The sequence below is a fragment of the Kitasatospora sp. NE20-6 genome (genome assembly GCF_045862635.1).
Genome location: NZ_BPRL01000067.1, coordinates 32,228 through 56,443, shown reverse-complemented (window position 1 = coordinate 56,443; position 24,216 = coordinate 32,228). Strand labels below are relative to the sequence as shown.

The following is a 24,216-nucleotide window of genomic DNA, read 5'->3' as shown; positions in this document are numbered from 1 at the left end:
CGACATGTCAGGAAGCATACGGCTGGAAGACGGCCACCGCGGCGAACTGCTGATCACCGCCGACGGCACCTTCCACGCCACCCGCGCCGACCGCGAGCGGACCGGGCGGATCGACCCCGCGCTGCTGCGCCGCGCCCTCGCCGGGGCCGGCCCGGCCCCCGCCCCCGCCGACACCCCCGCCACCGGGCGCCGGCTCACCGTTCGGGGCCGGCCCGGCCACCCCGACCAGCAGTGGACCGACGGCACCGCGGCGCCCGTCCCGGCCTCGGCCGCCGTGCTCGCCGCGCTGCTCGACCAGGCCCTCGGCGAACCCGGCGGCCCCGCCGCCCTGCCCGCCGCGCTCGCCCGCACCGAGCCCGCCGCCGGCGGCGCCCGCAGCGCCGCCGCCGTCGGCACCGTGGCCGGCCGGGCCGCGTACGCCCTGGTCGAGGCCGACGGCGCGTTCGGCCTCACCGCACTCGACGACGCCGCCCCGCTCGGCGGCTCCGACGCCGACGCCGGACTCGCCCCGACCGCCGTCGCGCTCGGCGAGGCCGACGGCCGCTCGCTGTTCGCCATCGGCAGCACCGACGGCTCGGTCCAGGTCTGGGACGCCGCCACCGGCCGGGTCGCGCACGGCACCACCGGCGGCGAGGGCGCCCAGGCCGTCGCCGCGCTGGTCTGCCGGGACATCCCGGTGGCGTTCTCGGCCGGGCAGTCCGGCGACCTGCGGGCCGTCCGCGCCGACGACGGCCGGGTGCTGGGCACCCTGCCCACCGGCGGCCACGGCGCCACCGCACTGCGCGCCGCGCACTGCGCGGGCGTCGATCTGCTCGCCGCGGCGTCCCCCGACGGCACCGTCCGGGTCTGGGACGCGGGCACCGGCGAGCAGCTGCACCTGCTGGTCGGCCATCGCGGCGAGGTGCAGGCGCTGGCCGTGCTCACCGTCGAGAACCAGGCCGTCCTCGCCTCCGCCGGCCAGGACCACCGGATCCGCCTGTGGGACCTCGCCACCGGCCGGTCGGTCGCCGAACTCGACGGCCACACCGGCACCGTGACCGGCCTCGCCTTCACCACCCTCGCGGGCCGCCCCGTGCTCGCCTCCTGCGCGCTCGACGGCACCGTCCGCACCTGGGACGTGTACGACGGCCGCCCGCTGCACGGCTGGCCGGCCGGCGAGTGGCTCACCGCCCTCGCCGCCGTCGAGGACGTGCTCTACACCGGCGACGAAACCGGCCGGATCACCGTCTGGCAGGCCGCCACCGGCAGGCCCGCGCCCGCCGCCGTGCCCGCCGGCCGCCCCGGCAGCCCGCTCACCGCACTGGCCGCCGGAACCCTGCACGGCCGCCCGGTGCTCGCCGCCGGGTTCGGCGACGGCGCCGTCGCCGTCTGGGACGCCCCGACCGGCGGCCAACTCCTCGACCTGCCGGGCGAGGGCGGGCCCGTCCACACCCTCGACCTCACCGCCGACCTGCTGCTCTGCGGCACCGCCGCCGGTGCCGTCCGCAGCCACCGCCTCGCCGACGGCACCGCGCACCCGCTGCCCGTCCCGCACGCCGGGCCGGTCGCCGGGATCGCCTTCACCCCCGGCGAGCGGCCGCTGCTGGCCTCCGCCGGACGGGACGGCGTGATCGCCGTCCGGGACGCCGCCACCGGCGCCGACAGCCGCCGCTTCGCGACCGGCCGCGGCCCGTTCACCGCGCTGTCCGCCACGGTGGCGGGCGGCCAGCCGATCCTGGCCACCGCCGGCGAGGACCTGGCGGTGCGCCTGTGGCACGCCGTCAGCGGCGCAGCCGGGCCGGTCTGCACCGGACTCCCGCACGCCGCCGAGGTGCTGTCGTTCGCCGAGATCGGCGGTCGCCCCGTGGTGATCGCGGGCGCGGGCGACGGCACCGTCCTGGTCTGGGACGTCCAGGACGGCAGCCGCACCGCCGAGTTGGCCGGCGGCGGCGCGGCCGTCCGCGCCGTGGTCGGCCGCGAGTTCGACGGCGAGGCGCTGCTCGCGGCGGGGGACGCCGCCGGCACCCTGCGGCTGTGGCACCTCTCCAGCGCGTCCCTGCTCAACGAGGCCGCCCTGGACGGCACCCCGCTGGCCATCGACCTCGACGAGGCGGGCCTGCGGATCGTCACTCCGACCGGGGCGGTCACGCTCTGACGCGGATCGTCCGCAGAACATTCACGGTCGACCCGGACCGGACGCTTCCGTCCTTTACCCCTGCGGGTTCATGCCGTGAATTTACCTGATGCATGCTTTCCGGTTCTTGTCGCGACTTGATGTCCTGCGAGGCTCCTGCCGGGGTGGCGCATCGTCACCCCGGCACGCCAGCTCGGCTGGGAGCGCTCCCACGGGCGAGTTAGGATGCTCTCGAAATGGGCCGGTGCGGGCATGGCGCGGTCATGTCCGGGCCGCTTCGGCCCGGTACCCCGGCATGCCCGGCGCGGGCCGTCGGTGCGGGTGCGTGCCGACCGGGGGCGGTGGAGTTCGGAGGATGTGCAGGTGGCGGACGAGACGGTGTGGATCGACCTCGGCGAGGTCGAGTCGGCGGCGAAGAAGATCCTCGGGCTGCTGGACGAACTGAAGGGCCCGGCCAACCGGTTGGAGGCCAGGGTCAAACAGGTCCAGGAGTCCGTCTACGGAACCGACCTGGTCGGCAAGGCACTTCAGGGCGGCAGCTCCTCCGTCGGCGGCCTCGCCCAGCACCAGGAGCAGGTCCTCGCGGGCATCCGCGTGCTGATCCAGAACGCCACCGCGGTCGGGGAGAACCTCCGGACCATGGCCGCCAGGCACCGCGCCAACGACGGCCAACAGGCCACCGCGCTCGGCGGGATCACCGACACCGGCACCCTGCCGACCGGCCCGCACCTGGCCGGTGCGGGCTTCGTCCCCACCGGAACGGTGACAGCCGGGCAGCAGCACGTGGGGCTCAGCTCCACCGGAACGGCCACGCCCACACCGGAGCACATAGCGCTCAACCCCCTCAAGCCGGCCTCGTTCATGCCGAGGTACACGGACGAGCGGTACCCCGAGACGCCGGTCACGCCGCGGTACACGGACGAGCGGTACCCCGAGACGCCGGTCACGCCGAGGCAGATGGAGTCCGGCACCCGCCAGCCGGCGTCGTTCATGCCGAGGTACACGGACGAGCGGTACCCCGAGACGCCGGTCACGCCGCAGTACACGGCCGAGCGGTACCCCGAGACGCCGGTCACGCCGCAGTACACGGAGCAGCGGCACGGGCGTCCGATGGAGGCTCCGGCCTCGCCGCCGCCCCTCGAAGGGCTCGGCGACCTCGACCCGGACAACGGCTACCAGGCCGTGGACGCGCCCACGCTGGACTACAACACCCCGCCGCCGCCGGTCTTCATGGGGCCGGGCCTCTGGACCCCGCAGGGGCCGGCCGTCTGACGCCGCCGGGCGGGTGACCCGTTCCCCGCCGAGCCGGCCGCCCCGCTGCAGGGCCCCCTTCGACCTCGACCGCACCCCTCCGGAGACCCGCTGCCATGATCGAGCTGCCTGCCGACCTCGCCGAGGTGCTCAAGACCGTCCAGAGCAACGAGAACGGCGCCGACATCACCTTCCCCGACGGCGACGAGGAGCTGCTCGCCGACCTCGCCGCCGCCTGGGACAAGTGGAACCAGGTGGCCGACAGTCACGTCGTGGCGATCGTCGAGGCCGCCCAGCGGGCCATGACGAGCATGTCCGGGCCCGCCGCCGACAGCTTCCACCAGTACCTCCAGAAGTTCGCCGGCGGGGAAGGTTCGCACGTCGCCACCACCCTGCAGTCGGGGCACACCATCGCCACCTCGCTGCAGGGCGCCTCGCGGGCGGTGAGCGACGCCAAGAACGAGATGATCCGCGAACTCCAGTACGCCAAGGAGTACATGGAGGCCCACCCGGCCGGGAAGCACGACGACATCGCGCAGTCCGAGGGTGTCAAGGAGGCCGCCGCCGTGTACCACCGGTACATCGGGCAGGTCGGCGGCCACGTGGACACCACGCTCCGGCAGAGCGCCGACCACATCGCCGACATGACTGGCATGGGCCAGACCTGCACCCTCAACGGGACGACCGCGAGCGGAAGTTCGGGCACCGGAGGGATCGATGGCGCGGGCGGGGCAGGCGGTGCGGGCAGCGGCATCGGCGTGATGAGCGACCGGGTCGGCGCGACGCTGCCCGGCGGATCGTTCGCGCCGGGCACGGCCGGCAGTCTCCCCGGCGGCGCGTTCGCCGGTTCCGGCGACCCGTCAGCCTTCTCGCTGCCGGGCACGGCCGGTGGCGGCGTGGGCGGCGCCGGGTCGTTCGACAGGACCGCGGCGTTCGGCGGGCTCGGACCGGTGGGCGGGGCCGGGTCGTTCGACGGGGCCGGGTCAGTGGGCGGGGCCGGGTCGTTCGGCGGGGCCGGCGGGTACACGGGTGGCGGCGGCTCGGGCGGGTCCGGTGGCGGTTCCGGCCTGGCCCCCTTCACACCGCTGACCCCCAACATGCCCAGCTTCGGCTCCGGTTCGGGCTCCGACGGAGGCGGCGCGCCCGTGTTCACGCCGCTCTCCACCGGCTCCGGCGGCTCGCTCGGCCTGGCAGGCCTCGGAGACCTCGGCACCGGTGGGACGGCAACCACCGGCTACACCCCGAGCAGCAGCCTCGGCCTGGGCCTCGGTACCGGCGGCGGTACCGGCGGTCTCGGCGGCAGCGTTCCCGGGAACATCGGCAGTGCCCTCGGGAACACCCTGGGATCCTTCGGCGGCTCCGGTTCGAGCACCGGCCGCGCCGGGCTCACCCCGTTCGGCAGGACGGGCAGCAGCCCGTTCGGTCTCGGTGCCGCGTCCGGACGCGGCACCGGCACGGGCGGCAGTGCGGGCGGCAGCGCACTGGCAGGCCGGGCCGGTGGCGCCGGGGCGGGCTCCGCGAACGGCATGTCCGGGGCCGGGGCCGGGGTCGGCCGGGCCGGCGCGGGCACCTCAGGGACCGGCGGCACGACTGGCCGGAGCGGTGCCACCGGCGCGGCCGCCGGTGGCCACATGCCCGGCGCGGGCGGCATGGGCGGCGTGGGCCGCGGTGGAGGCGGGAAGGACGGCAAGCACGGCAACCGCTTCGTCAGCCCCACCCGGTTCGGAGGCGAGGAGGACGAGGAGCTGTACGGCGACTCGGGCATCCTCGGCCAGGCCACCGACGTCGGCCCGCGCGACCGCCACTGGCACCGGGCCCGCCGTCGCTGGCTCGACGACGCCCGTGCCGATGGCACCTTCGCCACGCCCATGGCCGAACAGGCGGCCACCGCGGCCGCACCCGCGAACGAGAGCGAGGTCCTGAACCAGCTCGCGGGCGTTCTGCTCGCCGGCGGGGCAACTGCCGCCGACGCGACCGGAACCGGCGGCGCGGGAACCGAGACCTCCCCGAGGGGCGAGGCCGCCCCCGACCTGACGGCACGCCAGGACACCGCCGCGACCGCTGCGGCCCCCGTCACCGCCGCCACCGCTCCGACGGAGACGCCCCGCGGCGGGAACGACGACGCCTACCTGGAACGCGCCCGCAGCGCTGCCGTCCGACGCGGCCACCCCGACGCGCCCGAGGCCGCACCTGCGGCGTCGGCGGCTTCCGGGGCGTCGACCGCCGGTGCCGGTGCCGGAGCCGCTGGAGCTGCTGCCCCGCAGCGAACCCCGCTCCGCGAGGAGGGCGGCTACCAGGTGCCCAGCCCGTTCCTGCGCGCCGCCCTCTCCCGCCTGGCCGCGCCCGCAGCGGACTGACCGCACGGCAGCCGCCGCCCGCATTGACGAAGGAACCCATGAGCAACGACGAGCAGGCCCCGTACGTCGAGGTCGACGCGCGTACCGAACCCGTCCTCGCCGCCCACCGTATGGTCGCGGAACCCGCCGAGCCCGCCCAGCGCCTGATCGGCACGGCCGTCCCGGAGAACGTTCCGCTGGAGCGGCTGGAACCGCTGGAGCCGATGCAGTGGGCGGTGCCGGCGCAACCGTTGCTGCCGCGGGAGCGGATGGGCCTCCCGGTGCAGCCGTTGCAGCCGTTCGAGCAGGCGGCGGAACCGGAGCAGGCGCGGCTGCGGCCGATGGGGCTGAGCGAACCGCAGGCCCGGACGGCGGCCTCGCGGACCACGGCGTCCGGGAACGGGGGCTCGGGAGGCGCCGGGACGGGTTTCCAGGTGGATCCCGCGCAGTACCGGGCGGCGGTGTCGCCGATGCTCGCGGCCTCCGAGCAGGTCGCCTCGATCTACCGGTCGCTGAACGCCTTCCTGCCCTCGCTGGAGGCCCAGAACCCCTGGGGCAACGACGAGTCGGGCAAGAAGTTCGCCGAGGGCGAGAAGGGATACCTGCAGTTCAGCCACGACAGCATGAAGGTCATCAAGGACCTGCCCGGGAATCTGAAGATGATCGCTGACGGCCTGAAGATGATGGCCGACAGCTACCGGAACGCGGACGAGGACGTCGTCTCCGAACTCGGCGGCATCGAGAGCACCGCGCCGATGCCCGTCGCACCGTCGATCCCGCCCAGTCCCCTCCACCTCCCGATCACCCCGGGGATGACCCAGAGCGGAAGGCACTGACCCGATGGCTGTCGAACTCCCGGAGCCGCTCCAGTGGGTCCTGCTGCTGCTGGCCGGAACCCGCTGGCCCGAGGCCGACGAGGACCAGCTCCGCCACATGGCCGACCACTGCCGCAGGGCGGCCGAGGGCCTCAAGGACGCCGCGCAGAGCGCCGATTCGACGCTCAAGCGCGCCCTGGACGGCCAGAAGGGCACCGCCGCCGAGGCGTTGGGCAAGTACTGGGAGAAGTACACGGTCGGCAAGGGCACCCAGGAGGACCCCGGCTACCTGCCCGGAGCGATCAACTCGCTCAACGGCATGGGCGACATGCTGGAGCAGATGGCCAACTCCGCGGAGACCGCGAAGATCCAGATCATCGCTCAACTCGGCATCCTGGCTTTCGAGTTGGCCACCGCCGAGGCCGAGGCCCCGTTCACCGCGGGCGCTTCGCTGCTCCAGGTGCCGGTGATGATCGCGGCCAGCCGTGTGGTCGTCTCGCAGCTGCTGAAGCAGCTGCTGAAGGAAATGGTCGAGATGGCGGCCAAGCAGGCCGCCCAGATGGCGGCCATCAACCTCCTCGCCCAGGGCATCGAGTTGGCCGAGGGCCACCGCAAGAGCATCGACATGTCGGAGGTCGGCCAGAACGCGCTCGGCGGCGCGGTCGGCGGCGCCTCGGCGCACCTGATCGGCAAGGGCATCGGTGCGGCCGGCAAGAAGATCGGCGCGGAGAACGCGCTCAACTCGACCGCCGGCAAGATGGCCACGGGCGCGGCGATCGGCGTCGGCGCGGACGTCTCGACCCAGCTGATCACCACCGGCACCGTCGACAGCGGCTCCCTGCTCGGCTCCGGCCTGTCCGGCGGCGCGGGCGCGGGCCTGCACGCCGGCGCCTCCGCGATCAAGGGCCACATGAACGCCCCCAAGTCGGCCGAAGCCCCCAAGCTCGACCTCCCCGGCACCGCCGGACACGACGGCCCGCCCACGTTCACCAAATCCGCCACCTCCTCCGGCGACAGCACCTACCACGGCCCGTCCGGGACGGCCTCCGGCGGCAGCGGTAGTGGCAGCGGCAGCGGCACGGGATCCGCGCTCGGAGCGGGCTCGACTGCGGGCTCGACTGCGGACGCGGGTGCAGGCGCGGGCTCGTCCGTCGGGCACGCCTCCGCAACGGGCGCGGGCGAGTCGAAGGTGAACGGCCTGACGCCGTTCGGCTCCGGCCGCAGCACCGGGACCACGGCCGGGACCACGGCCGGGGCCACGGCCGGGGCCACGGCTGGGACCACCACGCACGAGACGGCCGCTCCGGCTGTTCACGAGCAGGCGGGCACGCGGACCCAGGACACCATCGCGCCCAACACCGACATGCGGATGGCCGCACCGAGGAGCGAGACCGAGCCGGCGATGGTGCGTTCGGTGCCGCCTGCGGAGCACGTTGCTGCGCAGGTGCACGAGACGGCGGCGCCGCGCGTGGAGCCTGTTGCTGTGCAGCCGCACGTGACGGCCACGCCGTCTGCGGAGCATGTCGCTGCGCAGGTGCACGAGACGGCGGCGCCGCGCGTGGAGCCTGTTGCTGTGCAGCCGCACGTGACCGCCGCGCCGTCTGCGGAGCACGTTGCTGCGCAGGTGCATGAGTCTGCCGTGCCGCATCAGGAGTCCGCAGCCCAGCCGCATGTGACTGCTGTGCCGTCTGCGGAGCACGTTGCTGCGCAGGTGCACGAGACGGCGACGCCGCGTGTGGAGCCTGTTGCTGTGCAGCCGCAGGTGACCGCCGTGCCGTCTGCGGAGCACGTTGCTGCGCAGGTGCACGAGTCTGCCGTGCCGCATCAGGAGTCCGCAGCCCAGCCGCACGAGACGGCCGTGCCGCACCAGGATTCGGCCGTACCGGTGACCGAGTCGACCTCGCGTCAGGAGCCGACGCCGACCCCGACGCCGGGGCAGGATTCACACGAGTCGGGCGCGCCGCGTTCGGAACACGCCGCTGTGCCGTCGCACGAGGCTGCCGCGCCGGTCGAGCAGCGGGAGAGTGCGCGGGTTGCCGAGCAGTCCGCCGCTGCTGCGGTGGGGCACGAGGGGGCGGCGGAGCGGTCTGCGGTGTCCGGGGTGCCGAACCTCTCGGGTGCGCTCGGCGGGGGCGGACGTCCGGTGGGGAGCGGGGACACCCACCTCGACGGTGGGACGCGGCTGGTGGCGGGGCCGGGGACCACCCGGACCTCGGGGTCGGAGCCGGTGCCCGGGCAGGTGCTTCCGGACGGTCTCGCGGGGGCCGGAGCGTCTTCGAACACCGGGCAGAACCCGGCGAACCAGACAGCCGGGGTTCCGATGGCGGGCGGCTTCGGGTCCGGGCCGGTGGGCGGTGCGCCCAGCCACCGGACGGCATCCCCGCCGGCGTCCCCGTCCACGCCCCCGTCCACGCCCCCGTCCACGCCGCCCCGGCAGGGCGATGGACGTCCGGTGGGCGGCCCGGTGCAGGGCGGCACGATCCGCCCGGGGGCCGGGCGGGCGTCCGAGCAGGGGCCCGGCGGCGGACTCCCGCCGACGGCACGGTCCGCAGTGGACACGAGCCCGGCCAGGGGCGAGGAACCGCCCGCCGGGCAGCCTTCGGGGCACCCGCGGCCGGAGACGACCCTGCCGACGGACGTGGCGCGGCTGCGGCAGGACCTGGCGGGCATGTCGCCGCACGAGCGGGCGCAGGAGATCGCCAACCTGACGCCGGAGAGCCGGCGTCGGCTGGCACGTGACCCGCAGACCGTGGACGCGTTGAAGAACGGCCTGCCCCCGCACGAGTTCGCGCGGACGGCGGCCGAGCTGATCGTGCACGTCGACCCGCGGGCGGAACGGGCCGCGTCGGCGCGGCATGAGGCGCAGCAGCGGGTCGCCCGGATGCTCCAGGACCCGGACACCACCGCACGGTTGCTGAAGAACGGCGCGGACGTGGTGATCGTCCCGAAGGACGTCCGGATGACCGACGTCCCGGAGCTGCGCGGCCTGCGGGGCTTGCACAACCACAGCGAGGCGGGCGACGGCCGAGGCTACGACGACATGCGCGGATCGGGCGGGCGGCACTCGGCGGTCACCGAGGAGAACCTGCTCGGCGAGGACACCTCGATCGGGAACGGCGGTCACCACCAGGACGGGTACTCCACCACCACCCACGAGTTCAGCCACACCGTGCACCGGTTCGGCCTGGACCCGCACGACCGGTCGCTGATCAAGGACACCTTCGCCAAGAAGCAGGCCGACCCGGACACGAAGTGGCCGGACGGCCCGGCGACCGGTGCCAACGGCGAGAGGAACTACTCCTCCCGCGACGAGCAGGAGTACTTCGCCCAGCTCACCAACGCCTACCTGGGCACCAACCACGGCACCGATCCGTTCACCGGCGAGCCGCGCAACAACGGCGCGGACTGGGTGCGGCGGAACGAGCCCGAACTGCTGCCGCTGCTGGAGAAGCTGTACGGCCCGGACCCGTCGCACCAGGGCCAGGCCAACCCGGTGCGCGCCACCGCCGCCGAGAACGAGATGTACGCGGGGCTCCGCGAGTTCACGGACCACGTCGAGGGCAACGACGGCCACCGGGAGCAGCCCGGGCACCAGCAGCCCGACCACCAGCAGCCCGACCACCAGCCGCCCGCCGATTACCAGCCGCAGCGCGGCGCCACGCGCACCGAGGACCTGCCGCCCCCGCCCCCGCCACAGAGCAACGGTCAGCACAGCAGCGGTTCGGGCCAGGCGAAACCAGATGACGACAAGCACACGTTCAGGGTCAACGAGGGCAAGGTCTTCGACACCATCGAAGGCTTCCTCGACGGCTCGAAGGAGTTCAAGGATCTCCGGTCGGAACTGGAGAACTACGGCCGGGATGCCTTGCTGCCCGCTGACACCAATGCGATCCGGGACCAGTACCGGTACGAGAAACTCCGGCACGTGGACCTGCTCTCGCGCAACGCGGACGAGTTGCCCAAGGTGCTCGACCGGGTGGGTGAGCGGATGCAGGCCGTGGACCGCGAACTGGCCGACAGTGCCACGCGGCCCGAGCGGGCGGAGGAACTCACCCACCAGAAGGCGCAGTTGGAGGCTGTCCAGAAGCGCATCGAGGACCAGCGCGACCGGATGGCGATCTTCGAGCACGAGCGGTTGAAGGGCGAGCTGAGGGGGGCCGAACTGGCCGCCCGCACCAGGGCGCGGCAGGAGGCCGAGGCCCGGGTCCTGGGGGAGAGCATCGAGCGGATCAAGGCCGAGGCGACCCGCAACGAGGAGCTGCTCAAGCAGGCCAGGCGGAACCAGCAGGAGGCCAAGGCCCCCTCCAAGGTCCACCAGGACCGGATCAAGGACCTGGAGCGCCGCAAGACCGAGCTGGAGACCGCCCGTGAGCAGCGTGCGAAGGACCTGAAAGCGGCGCAGGAGGCGAAGAAGGCGGCGGCGGCGAAGCCGGCCCCGGCACCGACCGGCTCGGCTCGCACGGACGGCGTGCCCACCCCGTCCACCAAGGAAGCCTGGAAGAAGTTCGAGGACGGCTACCGCAAGGCGTTCGGCTACTCCGACCACGGCGTGATGGCGCAGCAGCCGCACGCCGAGAAGGTCATCGAGCGGATGGACGAGAAGAAAGGGGTCATGCTGGCCGAGGCCATGACCAACCGCAACCACGTGATCGCCGACTACATGGTGCACAAGTACGTGACGGCGGCCGTGTTCAAGGCCCGCTCGCTCGACCCGGAGGACCGCCCGGCCGCCACGGACGCGTTCGGAGACTTCGTCACCGCGATGACGCCCGACCGGCACCGCGTGTACGACAAGGCCGGCGACGCGGCCGAGCGCCGACTCGCCGCGAACGGCCCGGAGGAGGCGGCGCTGGTGCGCCGCGACCTGACCGCCACCATCGGCACCGTCGACCTGAAGGCCGTGTACGGCAACGACCGGTTGCCGAGCGCGTTCGACACCACCGGTATCGACAGCCACCGCGCCGCTGCCGACGCCCGGGCAACCCTCGAACGCGAACTCGGCCGCAACGGCCTCGACCTGCCCGCCCGCAGGCAGCTCGACGAACTGGCGCGGAAGGCCGACGCGGTGCACCCCGACAGCCCGACCACCGGCCAGCTCGACGAGGTGCGCGAGGCGGTCGAGCAGGTGCACCAGAAGGTCAAGGAACAGGCGCTGGAGGACCTGGCGCTGGTCAACGGCGTCACCGGCCCGCGCCTGCTGGACGACACGGCCGCCGCGCTGCACACCGCCGAGGCGAACGGCGGCCCGCGTACCGAGACCGGCCGCAAGCAACTGGCCGGCCGCTTGGACGACCTGGCGGCTCGCTACGACGCGGCCGGGCAGGACCCGGCCAAGCTGCGCGCGCTCGCCGGCGACCTGCGCTCCCGTCCGGACCTGGTCACCGGGGACCGGCTGGGCCGACTCGCCGAAGAACTGCCTCAGGAACGCGACCAGTTGTGGCAGGAAGAGGTCAAACGGCGGCTCGCCGAGGTGGCCGATCCGATCAAGGCGCCCCACCGGGACGACAAGACTGCGGATGCCGAACTGGCGAAGGCCGAACGTGACCTGGATGACAGTCGGAAGAAACTGTCCAAGGCGCAGAAGAAGCTCGACGGGGCGATCGACGTGCACGCGGCGGCCAAGAAGAAGGCCGATGCCTCCGGCGACAAGGCGGACGTGAATGCGGAGCGGGAGGCTGCGAAGAAGGTCAAATCGGCCCGCGAGGCGCTGGAGAAGGCTCAGGACAAGCTGGCCGCCGCCCCGCAGGACGTGGCCGTCGCCACCGCGACGCGCGACCGGGTGACGCAGGTGTACCAGGAGAGTCTGGCCGACCACAGCCCGGCCGACGCGGGGCGGGTCGCCTGGGCGGTGGCCGACCTGGAGACGGTCGGCCGGCAGTACGGCGGCGCGTTCGCGCGCGCCGGGGCAGGCGGGAACCACCCCGCCGGCATCTTCGACCGGGCGCTGACCGCCAGCCCCGACGAACTGCCCGCACTGATCACCGAGATGACCGTCACGCTGTCCAACAGCGCGTCCAACCTGCGGTTCGGCGACGAGCTGGTCAACAAGTGGATCCAGAACTTCCTGGACCCGCACGTCATCCGCGACCCCGAGCTGCTGACCGCCGTCGCCCACGAGCAGCTCCCGCCCGAGGCGCTGTACGCGCCGCACACCGCAGACCTGCTCCAGGCGGTGCGCGGCCTGGAGGCGAACGGCCTGGTGCCGCCGGAGCTGCGCGACATCATGGCCCCCAAGACCCAGGAGGACATGGACGCCGGCCGGAAGAAGAAGGACGCCAGCGCAAGCGCGGTCACCATCGCCAACGACTTCGACGTCCCGGCGCCCGGGTTCGACCGGCTGCCGGTCTCCTCGTCCGGCGACTTCTCGGCACGGGCCGACGGCACCGAGTTGTCCGACGACCGGCTCGGTCGGCTCGGCACGGAGGGCCTGTACCAGCCCGACCGGGTGGTACCGCAGCCCTCGTCCGACCAGGACGTGGTGATGGCCGACGCCGGCCGGCCGAACTCCGGTCGGCACGACGGTGCCGCCCCGCCGGCCACGCACACCCCGGACGGGGACGTGCAGATGAACGACGGGACGGGCGACACCGGACGGCCCGACCGCAAGCGTCGCCGCGAGGAGGACACCGACAGCGACTCCGAGGCCAATCCCGGGCCCTCCGTCCGCCGGCGCCTGGCCGACCTGGACCTCGACGACCAGGCCCCGCCGCCCCCGCCGCCGGTCTCCACCGGCACCGGCACCGGCACCGGCAGTCGCGGCTTCGGCAGCGTCTCTCCGCGTCCGACCGAGCAGTCGCCCACCGCCACCGCCACCGCCACCGAGCCCGGCCCCGTACCGAACGGGCACGGCGCCACCTCGCCGGTTGCGGAGCGTGCCGGCGAGCCGATGGATCTCGACACGCCGCCGCACGACCCCGTCGCCGAGCGGCAGCCCACTCCGCCGGTTGCGGAGCGTGCCGGCGAGCCGATGGATCTCGACACGCCGCCGCACGACCCCGTCGCCGAGCAGCAGCCCACTCCGCCGGTCGAGCAGCGGTCCGTCGACCGGGACGGCGACACCGTGATGCGGGAGAGCGCCGACAGCAGCCGCAAGCGCGGACGCGAGGACGACGACGAGGAGTCCCACGGGGAGCCCGACGTCAAGCGGCAGCGCACCCCCGCGTACGAGAACAGCTCCGCAGTGATGGAGGACCGCGGCTACCAGCAGGTCGGCCCGCAGCACCCGTTGACCGGTGAACTGGTCGACTACCTCGGCGGTGCGCCCAGGATGCACCCGCCGATGAGCAACTCGCTTCTGCAGAAGGTCAATCCGCACCGGGCGCCGCTGCAGACCGATGGGGGCTTCCGGCCCGGCGACGATCTGAAGGCATGCCTGGAGAACGTCGAGGCGTACCGGGACACCCACTTCGGACGTCCCCGGGTCTCCGGCCAGACCGTGAAGGGCACCGTCGAACCGATCCCCGGCAACACGTTGTGGAAGCGCCACGACGGGCCGGCCCTGTTCGGCCAGGGTCCGGACGCCGTACAGAAGTTGATGGACCAGGTGCGGACCGGTGGGCCCGGCAGCTTCGCCACCGTGCTCGGTGCCGGCCCGCACGGCAACGGTCACGCCGTCGCCCTCGTCCACGACCGTGACGGCACGCTGCGCTGGGCCGACCTGACCGACCGCAAGGTCACCCCCGCCAACGGGGCGGTGCCCGACAACTTCCACCCCGACTGGACGGTCTGGGCCTCCGTCGCCGGCCCGCACGAGAACACCATCTCGGGGCCGCACGACCCGCAGTTCATGGAGCGCTACAGCACCTTCGGCAGCTCCGCCCCCCAGCCTGACCTGATGGACATCGACAGTTTCGGCACGCCGCACCCCACCGCCTCGGACCTGGACTCGGCCCAGGCCCAGGCCCCGAACGCCGGGACGCCGAAGCAGACGCCCCCGAACGGGGACCGGCCGGCCGGGCCGGAGGGCGACGGCTCCGCCCCGCTGCCCGCCAAGGCCGTCAGCGGTGAGAACCCCGTCGGCGGGGGAACGAACCGCCCCCGGGCGGCCTCGGCCCCGTCCGAACTCGGCACCCGGCTGGGGCCGGTCCGCCAGGAGCGGACACCCTCCCCCGAGCGGAAGGACGCCGAGCGGAAGGATACGTCCGAACCGCTCACCCCGTCCGCTCCGAAGGCCGAACAGACGGTCACCGAAAGGGAGTTCCCGCCGGTCGGCCCGCGGGTGCAGGTGGCGGCGGACGGCCTCTGCCTGCTCCACTCGATCGCCGTCGGCATGCCCGAACCGGCGGGGAACGGCAGCACGGTCCAACGGCTCCGGGCCGCCGTCGAGAACCACTTCAGCACGCTGCCCCCGGAGCAGTGGCCGACCGAGGTCGTCTCCAACTACCGCAACAACCTCATCGCCCGAGGCGCGCTGAGCACCGACGACCTGCTCGGTTACCTCCCCTCCGACACCCGGCAGGCGCTCGCGGGGATGCCTCCCGCCGACGTGCGGCGGATTGTCAGCGATCACCTCACCGAGAACACCCCGCCCCCGTCCGCCCGCGAACGCGAAGCCCTGCTGCGCACCGTCCGGAACTGGGAGGGTCGCTGGCTGACCGACGAGGGCGAGATGCTTCCGGCCGCGGCCGCCCACGCACTGGGCCTCAGCCTCCGCGTGGTCGGCCACGACGGCATCCCCCGGGCCGTCCTCGGCCCGGCGGACGGGCGGCAGGTGACGGTGTACCACCAGGGCAACCACTACGACGGCAGTCGGCCGGTGCCGCCCGCCGCGGAGACCCGCCCGCCGGCGGTGAACCGGGAGGCCGCGAAGCAGGAGCCCGTCCCGGGCGAGAAGCCGCAGGCGACGCCCGACGCCGAGCAGAAGCCGTCGTACGTGGCGCCGGAGCAGCCGAAGACCCCGGACGCCGAGCTGCCGCAGGGTTCGAAGCAGGAACCGGAGTCGGAGGGTCGGTCGGAGAAGGCCGCCGAGCCGGAGGAGCAGCCGAAGCCCCCGGCTGTTGAGCCCGAGCAGCAGCCGAAGGCCCAGGAGCCGGAACAGCAGCCGGAGCCGAGGCCGGAGCCGGAGCCGGTGCAGCAGAGCACCGCCACCGGGCCGCGACCGATCGCGGGGACCGACCTGGTGGTCGGGCTGACCGGGAACGAGGTGGCTGTCCGGAAGAAGGTGATCGATGTTCTCGCGCGGGCGGTACCGGGGGACCGGGCGGCGGCCCGGGCGTTCGCCGATGCGCACTTCGGGCCGGCGACGTTGCGGCCGATGATCGGTGCGCTCTCCCGAGGTGAGACCTGGACGGTTCCGTTCGAGGGCAACGGCTGGAGCGGCAGCGTCAAGCTGAGCGGCCGGGTCACCGGGACGGAGCACCGGGGCACGGAGAAGATCGAGTTCGAGAACGGCTCGGACCGGATGGTGGCGACCGGCACCAACCGGGACGCGCAGTGGCAGTTCAACGTCGGGCTCCAGACCCGGCAGACGGTCGGTATGACGGAGCCTGCCGAACTGGTCGGGTACTTCCACGACCGCGGCCACGGCGAGGTGAACATGGACTTCGGCGGGATGGTCGCGCGGTCGAAGACGTCCGAACTCGCGAACGTGTTCGAGTCGACGATGCGGCTGGAGCTGGACTTCGGCAGCCTGCGGCACGACGACACCCCGGTGCGCACCGCCTCGGGCGGGCGGACCGACACGGTGGACCTCGGGATGACCGTCGCCGTCCCGGTGCGGGCCGAGGCCACGGCGGACGGCGAGCAGCGGACGCCCCCGCAGCGGCTGCTGGACGGCCGGGTCGGCGGGCAGGAGATCGTGCTGGACCTGGTGCCGCGCGGCGGGTCCACGGACCGGAGGCCGGTGGAGGCGCTGCTGGACCACGTCGAGCAGGCGGCGAAGCGGGAGTTCGGCAAGGACTGGCCCGCGATGCGGGAGAAGGTCCTCGCCGAGGTCGACTTCGGCCGGTTGCAGCAGAACCTGAAGAGCATGACGGCGGGCGAACCGGTCGCTGTGGTGCTGACCGATGGCCGCGGCCGCCGGATCGGTACGGTCGAGATCGGTGCGCGGGTCGGTGACCTGCGGCAGACCGGTTCCACCGAGGAGACCGAGTTCAACATCGGCACCGCCGTCCAGCAGGTGCGCAGCTCGGCGACGACCAGCGGCCACGCGGGCCAGCTCGGTGCGGCGGGCCTGCTGAGGCCGGGTGCCGCCCTGATCGGCGTGGGCGGGGCCGAGCGGCTCGGCCGGGACCGGGTCGAGATCGTCGGCGACAGCCGGGTGTCCCAGCTGACCAGCAAGTCGAAGGTGCCGGGCGTCGTCTACGGCGGCGCCGTGCGCTTCGAGGTGGCGTTCAACGGCAAGGCGGACACGCACGAGGCGGGTTCGGCGGACGTCCGCCTGCTCGTCGATCGGGCGGACACCGGTCCCGAGGCCGGGAAGGCGGGAACGGAGGACACCGGCACCACCCCGCCGAAGTCGGATTCGGAGCCGCCATCGCCGGAGCCGGAGCCGGAGCCGGAGCCGTCGCACGAGGTCGCCGCCCCGCCGGAGTCGGTCTGGCACGGCGGCAACGACCGCGGCGGCCTGGACGAGACCGTGGTGGTCCGGGACGTGGAGAGCACCGTCGGGCTGCGCGCCGCGGTCGACGCCGAGGGGCGCAAGCGGTTCGGCGACGACTGGGACGCCGTCCGCGACCAGGTGATGCGGGGGTTCAGCCAGCCGAACCTGGCGTCCCGGTTGACCGGGATGACCCGCGGCGAGGCGCTGGAGGTGAAGGTCCCCGGTAAGGAGGACCTGGTGATCAGGGCCGTGGCCCGGGTCGAGGGCATGACGTACCGCAGGGAGGACGGCAAGGCCGAGCTCAACACGGTGAACGAGACCAGCGCGTTCACCGTGGACCGCGGGCTGCTGGCGCGCACCGACCTCGGCAACGGCCAGCTCGGCGGTACCGTCGCCAAGGGCACCCCCGGCGGGGACCTGCTCGCCACCGGGGCCGTCCAGCAGCGCGAACGCGCGGGCGGGCAGGGCCGGCAGGCCGACCGGGTGTACGCCAACGGCAAGTACGGCGCCCCGCAGGTCATCTACGGTGCCGCCCTGGCCGTGGACATCCACTTCGGCCGGCCCGGCGAGGCGGCCGGGGCGCACCCGGTCGTCTCGGCACCGGTCCGGGTCGAGGTGGGCATGGACGCCCGGGAGACCGTCAAGGTCCGGGCGGCGCGCGGCGAGGACGGCACGATCGCCTTCAAACCGCCGGCCGGGGAACCCTCCGGGAGCACCACGCCCGGCCGCGGGGACGGGCCGGTCGCGGACCGTCGCGACGCCATCGAACTCGACCGGCTCGACGAGGAGGGCCGCCGCAGTACCGGGGAGACTCCCCGGCAGGGGCCGGACACCCCGCCCGCGCCCCGCCGCGACGCTGCGAAGAACGAGCCGACCGCGACCCACACCGCACCGCGCCGGATGAGCGAGCAGCACGAGCTGAACGCGTCCTACGTGGTGCACACCCTGAAGGGCGCCGACAAGGTGCGCACGACGGTGGAGGACGCCGTCCGCGCGAAGCACGGCGAGCCCTCGGAGAAGGTGCAGCAGCGGCTCGACGCGGCCTTCGACCGGATCGCGCTGAAGGCCAAGCTCTCCCAGCTCACCCGTGGCGGGAACATCACCGAGACGGTCTCCGGCGCCACCTGGAAGGCCGAGGTCACCGTCACGGCCCGGCTGGCGGACGCCACCTACCACTCGAAGACGGACAAGTACGAGTTCGAGTCCGGCACCCGCACGTCGAGCGGCCAGGGCAACCTGCGGGACATGCGCCGGCGCAAGGCCGGCGGCGGGCAGTTCAAGGTGAAGGCCCCGGGGGTGGACGTCCTGGGCGGCCACGCGTACCGGGTGGACCGCAGTTACGGCCGCGGGGTGGAGACCGTCGGATCGGCCTCGAACCGGGGCAAGCACGTCGAACCGGCCGTGTTCTTCGACGTCGGGGCGGCGTACGACGTCACGGTGAAGTTCACCCGACTGGGCGTGTCGGACGGCACGGTCACCCAGCAGGTCGACACGGTCGCCCGGGTGGCTGTCCCGACACGCGACGCCGTCCCGGTGTCCGGGCCGGTCGAGCGGACCACCGAGAAGCAGCCCGGGGGCTTCGTGGCAGGACGGCGGCGGCTGGACTCGTCGGCGATCGTCACCGACGTCCACGTCCTGCCGCACGCCACCGACGGCACGGGCGGCACGAGCGGCCCCCGGCGGACGATGGGCGAGTCGATCCGGGCCCAGGTGGAGTCCGGCTGGAAGCCCCGCCGGTCGGCCGGACGGCGGGGCGGGAAGCAGCGGTCGGAGCGCAACCCGTTCGCGAGCGACTGGGAAGGCATCAGCCGCAAGCTGGACGCGGAACTCACCCCCGACCGGCTGCAGTCCCGGCTGAAGGGCATGACCGCCGGGGACGAGATCGTCGTGCGGCACGGGCAGACCACCGTCCGGGTCGGCGCCGTGCTCCGCGACGGGATGGAGCACCTCGGCGACACGGGCACCACCGAGTTCAACACCGGCACCGACGTGCAGCGGTCGTTCGCCGACACCTCCGGCACCGGCACCGGCCACCAGGGCGTGCTCGGGGTGGTGGGTGCCGCGCCCGTGCCGGGCGCGCCGGTCTCGGTGACGGCCGGCCTGATCGGCACCGGCGGCCGCGGACAGGACCACGTGGACGTGCGCAACAGCAGCACCTCCGCCGGTATGGCCACCAAGGCCAAGCTGCCCGGCAGCGCCTACCGGGGCGAGGCCGAGCTGCAGTTCACCATCACCCGGCGGCCGTGGATCGGCGCCTCCGTCCACCAGCGGCGGACGGCGACCGTCGGCTTCGAGACCATCGTCGAGACGGGCGAGACCGTGCCGCTGCCGTCGAGGTCCACCGGCGGCGAGCCGCCGAGGACCGTCCCGGTGAAGGCGCCCGAGACGGTCGGCGTCCCCGTCCCGCCGGAACGGGTCTGGAACACCGGGCTGCGCGACACCGACGTGCTGCGCTTCCTCGGCGACGTCGGCGGCGTCCAGGACCTGGTGCGGCTGCGCGGGGAGGAGTACTTCGGCAGGTCCGCCTGGGAGACCATGGCGCCCACGGTCGGGACCGTCACCAAGCACAGCCACCTCTCCGCGCTGTTCGGCGCCGCGACCCAGGGCGCGGAGGTGGCGGCGACCGTCCCGACCGGGCGGGTGTCGCTGGGCGGCGGCAAGGGCGTCGAGGTCGGCGTGAAGGTCGTCTCCCTCGAACACCGGGACACCGACAGCGCGGTGGAGCTCAGCCCGGCCAACACGACCTCCGCCGGGACCGTGCACGCCGACCTGTCGGCGCGGAACGCGGGCGCCCAGGGCCAGATCGGCGCGAAGATCACCGGCGACGTCACCCACAGCCCGGCGCTCACCGGCGGGGCCCAGCGCCTGTGGCGCCAGGGCGGCAGCCACGGCGACTCCGGCCAGACGGTCTCCAACGGCAAGATCGCCGCCCCGATGGCGCGCTACACCGGCCACGCCGAGGTCGAGGTGAGGTTCTTCGACGGGAACCGCACCCCGGTCGCCGAGAAGGGCATCGTTCCCTTCACCGTCGACCTCCCGCTCTCGGAGACCACCGGTACCCAGGTGCCCGACGACCACCACCTCGCCTTCACCGGCGACCGCCGCTCCGGCGAACTGCGCTTCGACGCGGACGCCCGCATCCTCGACGAGGTGCACGGGGCACTGGACGGCAGCGGCCGGCCGTTCGACCACGCCGCCGCCACCCCTGCCGAAAGCGCCCGGCTGACGGGTACCGTCCGGCTCGGACGGGCCGTCTACGGAGGGGAGTTCACCATCGGCACCGAAGCCGGACTGGCCCGTGTCCGGGCCACCCACCGGCTGGTCGAGATGGCCGGCGGCACCTCCGAGGCCGCCGCCACCCTGCTCGGCGACCTGCTCGGCACCCCCGAAGGAACCCCGCTGCCGGCCGCCGAGGCGCGCAAGGCGATCGACTACGTCGGACAGCGGACCGCCGAAGGGCCGTTCACCCTCGACGACCTGATCACCGGCGCGCAGGACGGCTGGCCCGCGCACCCGCCGTACGACGTCCACCGCGAGACCTGGACCGACCACGGCCCGGCCAACGGACTGGTCACCGCCGCGATGGCCACCGCCGCCGACGCCGTCCGGCCGCTGCTCGCGGGCGGGGTGCCGACCGGCGGACGGCTCCACCTCACCGTCACCGGCGAGGGCGCCGAACTACCGCTGCGCCAGGAGCACATACTGGACGGCGGCGACCCGGCGGAACAGATCCGGAAGATCGAGCAGACCACCTACTTGAAGCCGGGCACCTCGCCCCGCGAGGTCACCGTCCGGCTGGCCGGTGCCCCCGGGATCGGCCAGGACTGGGACTACCGGGTCACCGCCCGCGCCGACCGCAGCCGCGAACTGACGCTGCGCCACCGCACGCCCGCGCAGGAGCCGCCGTCACCGGACCCGGACGAGCCGCAGACCGGGGCTCCGCAGGCCGAAGCCCCGCAGGCCGACGGACCGTCACGGGACGCCGCCGCGGCCCGCATCGCCGCGTCGGGCGCGTTCGTCGCGGGCCTGGCCGGCACCCCGGAGGTGTCCGACTGACCCGGCTGGAACGGAACGGCTGTCGGAGCCCCGACACGGAGCCCGGACACGGGGCCCGGTGGCATGCGCCGGATGACGACCGGACAGCCTCCCTGACCGGACAGCCTCCCTGACCGGACAAGGCGCCACGAGGAGGGCGCACGGTGAAATTCCGGCTGCTCGGCGCAGTCGCGGCGGACGGCGACGACGGCGGACCCCAACCCGGACCGGAGAAGCGGCGCAGCCTGCTCACCGGCCGAGGCGAAGCCACCCTCACCGCAGGCAACTGACGGGCCGACCGGCCGGGCCGGGGCACCACGAACCCGCGTGCTGTCGTGGTCCGTGGTCAAGGTCGTCCGGGTCACGGCTCTGTCCCGGCCGGCGGCGACGGCGACGGCAGTGCGTGACGGCAGTGCGTGACGGCAGGGCGAACGGGCGTCCGGGCAGGTCGGCGGCGGGGTGCGGCCCCGGGGCGACGGGCGGCGGCGCGGGTGGTTCCCGGCCATACATGTCACAGCACTGTCCTGAGGCCCGTTCGGGCGGAACGGTTCGTCCGGGCGGGCGGTCCTGGTCTTCGGAAACCCGCTCGCACCGAGCACCAGGCACCGCCGCCCCACCCGGAGGAAAACACCATGCGCGTCCGCAAACTCGCCTTCGCCACCCTGGCCGTCGCCGCCGCCCTCTCGCTCGCCGCCTGCCAGGACGACGAGGCGGGCACCGCGCAGGGCGCCCCGCCCGCCGCCCCGACCGCGTCCACCGGCGCCTCCCCGAGCGGCGCCCCGGCCTCCGGCGCTCCGGCTTCCGGCGCTCCGGCTTCCGGCGCCCCGGGAAAGGGCAGCACGCCGTCCACCGCCGCACCGGCCCGCTCCACCGGGGCCGGGAAGGCCGCCAGGTGCCGGACCGCGGACCTGACCATCACCGCCGCGGACCGCACCATCACCGGTGACGCCGACAACACGGTCGTGGTCGAGCTGAAGAACCACAGCGGCAAGGACTGCACGCTCTCCGGGTACGCGGGCGTCGACCTGCAGACCTCCGCGGGCGCGCTGTCCGCGAAGCGCTCCGGCGAACCGGTCGTCGTGGCCGTCGTGAAGGACGGCAGGTCGACGTACTTCGGCATCAGCTACCCGGCCAACACCTCGGGCGGCTCCGGCGTCCGGATCACCGGCCTGGTGGTGACCCCGCCGGACGAGACCCAGTCGGTCACCCTGTCCTGGCCGGGCGCCGGCTCGCTGCCTGTCACGGACGGCAGCGGCTCCCCGGTCAGGATCGGCCCGATGGGAAGCGCCGGCCAGGGCGAGTGACCACGGGCACCCCGCCGCCCCGCGCGACCGCACCGGCAACCGCCCGAAGGCAGGCGAGCCGACGCCGGCCGGTTGCACCGAGGCCGAGCGCGAGGCATCGACGGGTGAGGTGCCCAGCTCTACCGCCCACCTCGACATCCCCGGGACGAACTGCCCCCAGCTTCGGCCGGGTTGCTGCGACAACCCGGCAGTGCTGCGACAACCCGGCGGTGATGGTCTCTCACCCCACTCGGCTCCATGGCGCCTCGTGGCGCACCCACGCGCTACGACAAGCGCGCCTACGTCTTCCACGGCACCGGCACCGTCGCATCAATCCGGCTCCGGCTCCGGCTCCGACGATGATCCGCCGTACCTAGCCGGCGGTCTCCGTCTCGATCGTCAGCTCGACCTGGTCCAGGAAGGCGGAGACCTCGGTGTCGGGGTCCGCCTCCCAGGGGAGGTCGACGACCGCGGATGCCGATCGTCCGTTCGATTCGTTCAGGGGGCCGAGTTCGGCACCGCGCGGCAGTCCGACCATGACCGACACGCAGCGCGCCGGGGCGTCGGCCCCGGCCGGCGTGACGGTCGGCCAGTAGCCGTCGTCCGCGGTCCACGACACGGGCTCGCCCGCGTAGGTGACGTCCGCCAGACGGCCCGGGCGGTGCTCGACGAAGCGCTGCACGGCTCGGCGCGTCGGTGCCGGGTAGTCCGGCTTCACGCCGAGGGCGAGGTCCACCATGGCCGATTCGACGAGGCCGCCGGTGGCCAGGTACCAGAGCATGGTGATGGCGTCGCCGGGGAGACGGGCGGCCACCTCCATCAGCACCGGCTCTCCGTCGCGCAGCCGGAACTCCGCGTGGGTGATTCCGCTGCCGAAGCGCAGGGCCTTGAGGATGGCGGTGTTGGCCGCGACGAGCGCCTCCGACTCGGCCACCGGCAGCTTGGCGGGGCTGGTGTGGCCGATCTCCGTGAAGTACGGGCTGCTGTCCTCGTTGGTGATTTTGGCGGTGACGCCGCTCCACAGCACGTCGCCGTGGTGGACCAGGGCCTCGACCGAGAACTCCGGGCCGGTGACGAGCTCCTCCACCAGCAGCGCCTCGTCCGGGCCGTAGGAGGGCAGTGCGGCGTGCAGCTCCGCCTCGTCCGAGACCCGGAAGACGCCCGAACTGAACATCCGCCCCGCCGGCTTGATGACGCACGGGTACACGTCGGAGGTCACGGCGTCCCGCTCGTGGGCGGCGAAGGTGCGCCACGACGGTCCGTACTCGCGCAGGACGACGCGCTGCATGACCTTGTCCCGGCACACCCGGCCCGCCCAGGTGCCGGCGCCGGGCAGGCCGAGCGCGTCGCACAGGAATCCCGCCGCGTCGACGAAGATCTCGCCGCTGCAGATGACCCCGCGCACGTCGTAGTCCGTGATCCAGTCCTGCACGCAGGAGAGGACTCCGTCGATCGCGGCGTCAGGGAGCTGGCGGACGACCGGGATCCGGGACAGCGGGTGCGTCTCGTCCTCGATGAAGCCGTTCAGCTTCGCCAGGTCGGTCGAAGGCCCGACGATGACCAGTGGCGCCAGCCCACGCTCCGCGATGTCGGTTATGAGGCGGTGCTGGCGGGCCAGGGCCGCCAGGTCGCTCATGACGATCACGGCGGACAGGCGCTCGTTCTGACGGTCCAACAGAACTCCTAGAGTGGGATGTCGTCCCATGCGTCCGACGGCGTGGAGGCCGTCCGTGGCGCAGGCTGGAAAAGGGTGTTGATCGCGTCGCCGATCGCGTCGCCGGTCACGCTGCTGGTCGCGCTGCCTCGGCAGGTCGACGTGCTTGCCTCACGGAGATCCTCCCGG

At 73.9% G+C, this 24,216-nt stretch carries 8 protein-coding genes; 7 read left to right on the top strand and 1 reads right to left on the bottom strand.

The window, feature by feature from the left end; genetic code table 11:
* Positions 1-4 precede the first annotated feature (4 nt).
* The 7 genes from SNE206_RS33275 to SNE206_RS33245 all read left to right on the top strand — a co-directional run bounded on the left by SNE206_RS33275 (position 5) and on the right by SNE206_RS33245 (position 22,394).
* Positions 5-2,134 carry a WD40 repeat domain-containing protein gene (locus SNE206_RS33275; protein ID WP_407917271.1) on the top strand — a complete coding sequence of 710 codons (2,130 nt, stop codon included), beginning with the start codon at positions 5-7 and terminating at the stop codon, positions 2,132-2,134.
* Positions 2,135-2,476: 342 nt separating this feature from the next.
* Positions 2,477-3,385 carry a hypothetical protein gene (locus SNE206_RS33270; protein WP_407917270.1) on the top strand — a complete coding sequence of 303 codons (909 nt, stop codon included), beginning with the start codon at positions 2,477-2,479 and terminating at the stop codon, positions 3,383-3,385.
* Positions 3,386-3,480: 95 nt separating this feature from the next.
* Complete coding sequence (locus SNE206_RS33265) at positions 3,481-5,721, top strand: hypothetical protein (protein WP_407917269.1); 2,241 nt, start codon at positions 3,481-3,483, stop codon at positions 5,719-5,721.
* Between the two features lie 38 nt (positions 5,722-5,759).
* Positions 5,760-6,536: a WXG100 family type VII secretion target gene (locus tag SNE206_RS33260; protein ID WP_407917268.1), complete on the top strand. Its 777-nt coding sequence runs from the start codon at positions 5,760-5,762 to the stop codon at positions 6,534-6,536.
* Positions 6,537-6,540: 4 nt separating this feature from the next.
* Complete coding sequence (locus SNE206_RS33255) at positions 6,541-21,111, top strand: toxin glutamine deamidase domain-containing protein (protein WP_407917267.1); 14,571 nt, start codon at positions 6,541-6,543, stop codon at positions 21,109-21,111.
* A 143-nt stretch (positions 21,112-21,254) separates the two neighbouring features.
* Complete coding sequence (locus tag SNE206_RS33250; protein ID WP_407917266.1) at positions 21,255-21,380, top strand: hypothetical protein; 126 nt, start codon at positions 21,255-21,257, stop codon at positions 21,378-21,380.
* A gap of 342 nt (positions 21,381-21,722) precedes the next feature.
* Positions 21,723-22,394, top strand: a complete 672-nt coding sequence (locus tag SNE206_RS33245; RefSeq protein ID WP_407917265.1) for a DUF4232 domain-containing protein — start codon at positions 21,723-21,725, stop codon at positions 22,392-22,394.
* A gap of 352 nt (positions 22,395-22,746) precedes the next feature.
* Here the strand turns inward: SNE206_RS33245 and SNE206_RS33240 are convergent, their stop codons facing one another.
* Positions 22,747-24,048, bottom strand: a complete 1,302-nt coding sequence (locus tag SNE206_RS33240) for an acetyl-CoA carboxylase biotin carboxylase subunit family protein (RefSeq protein WP_407917264.1) — start codon at positions 24,046-24,048, stop codon at positions 22,747-22,749.
* Positions 24,049-24,216: the final 168 nt, after the last annotated feature.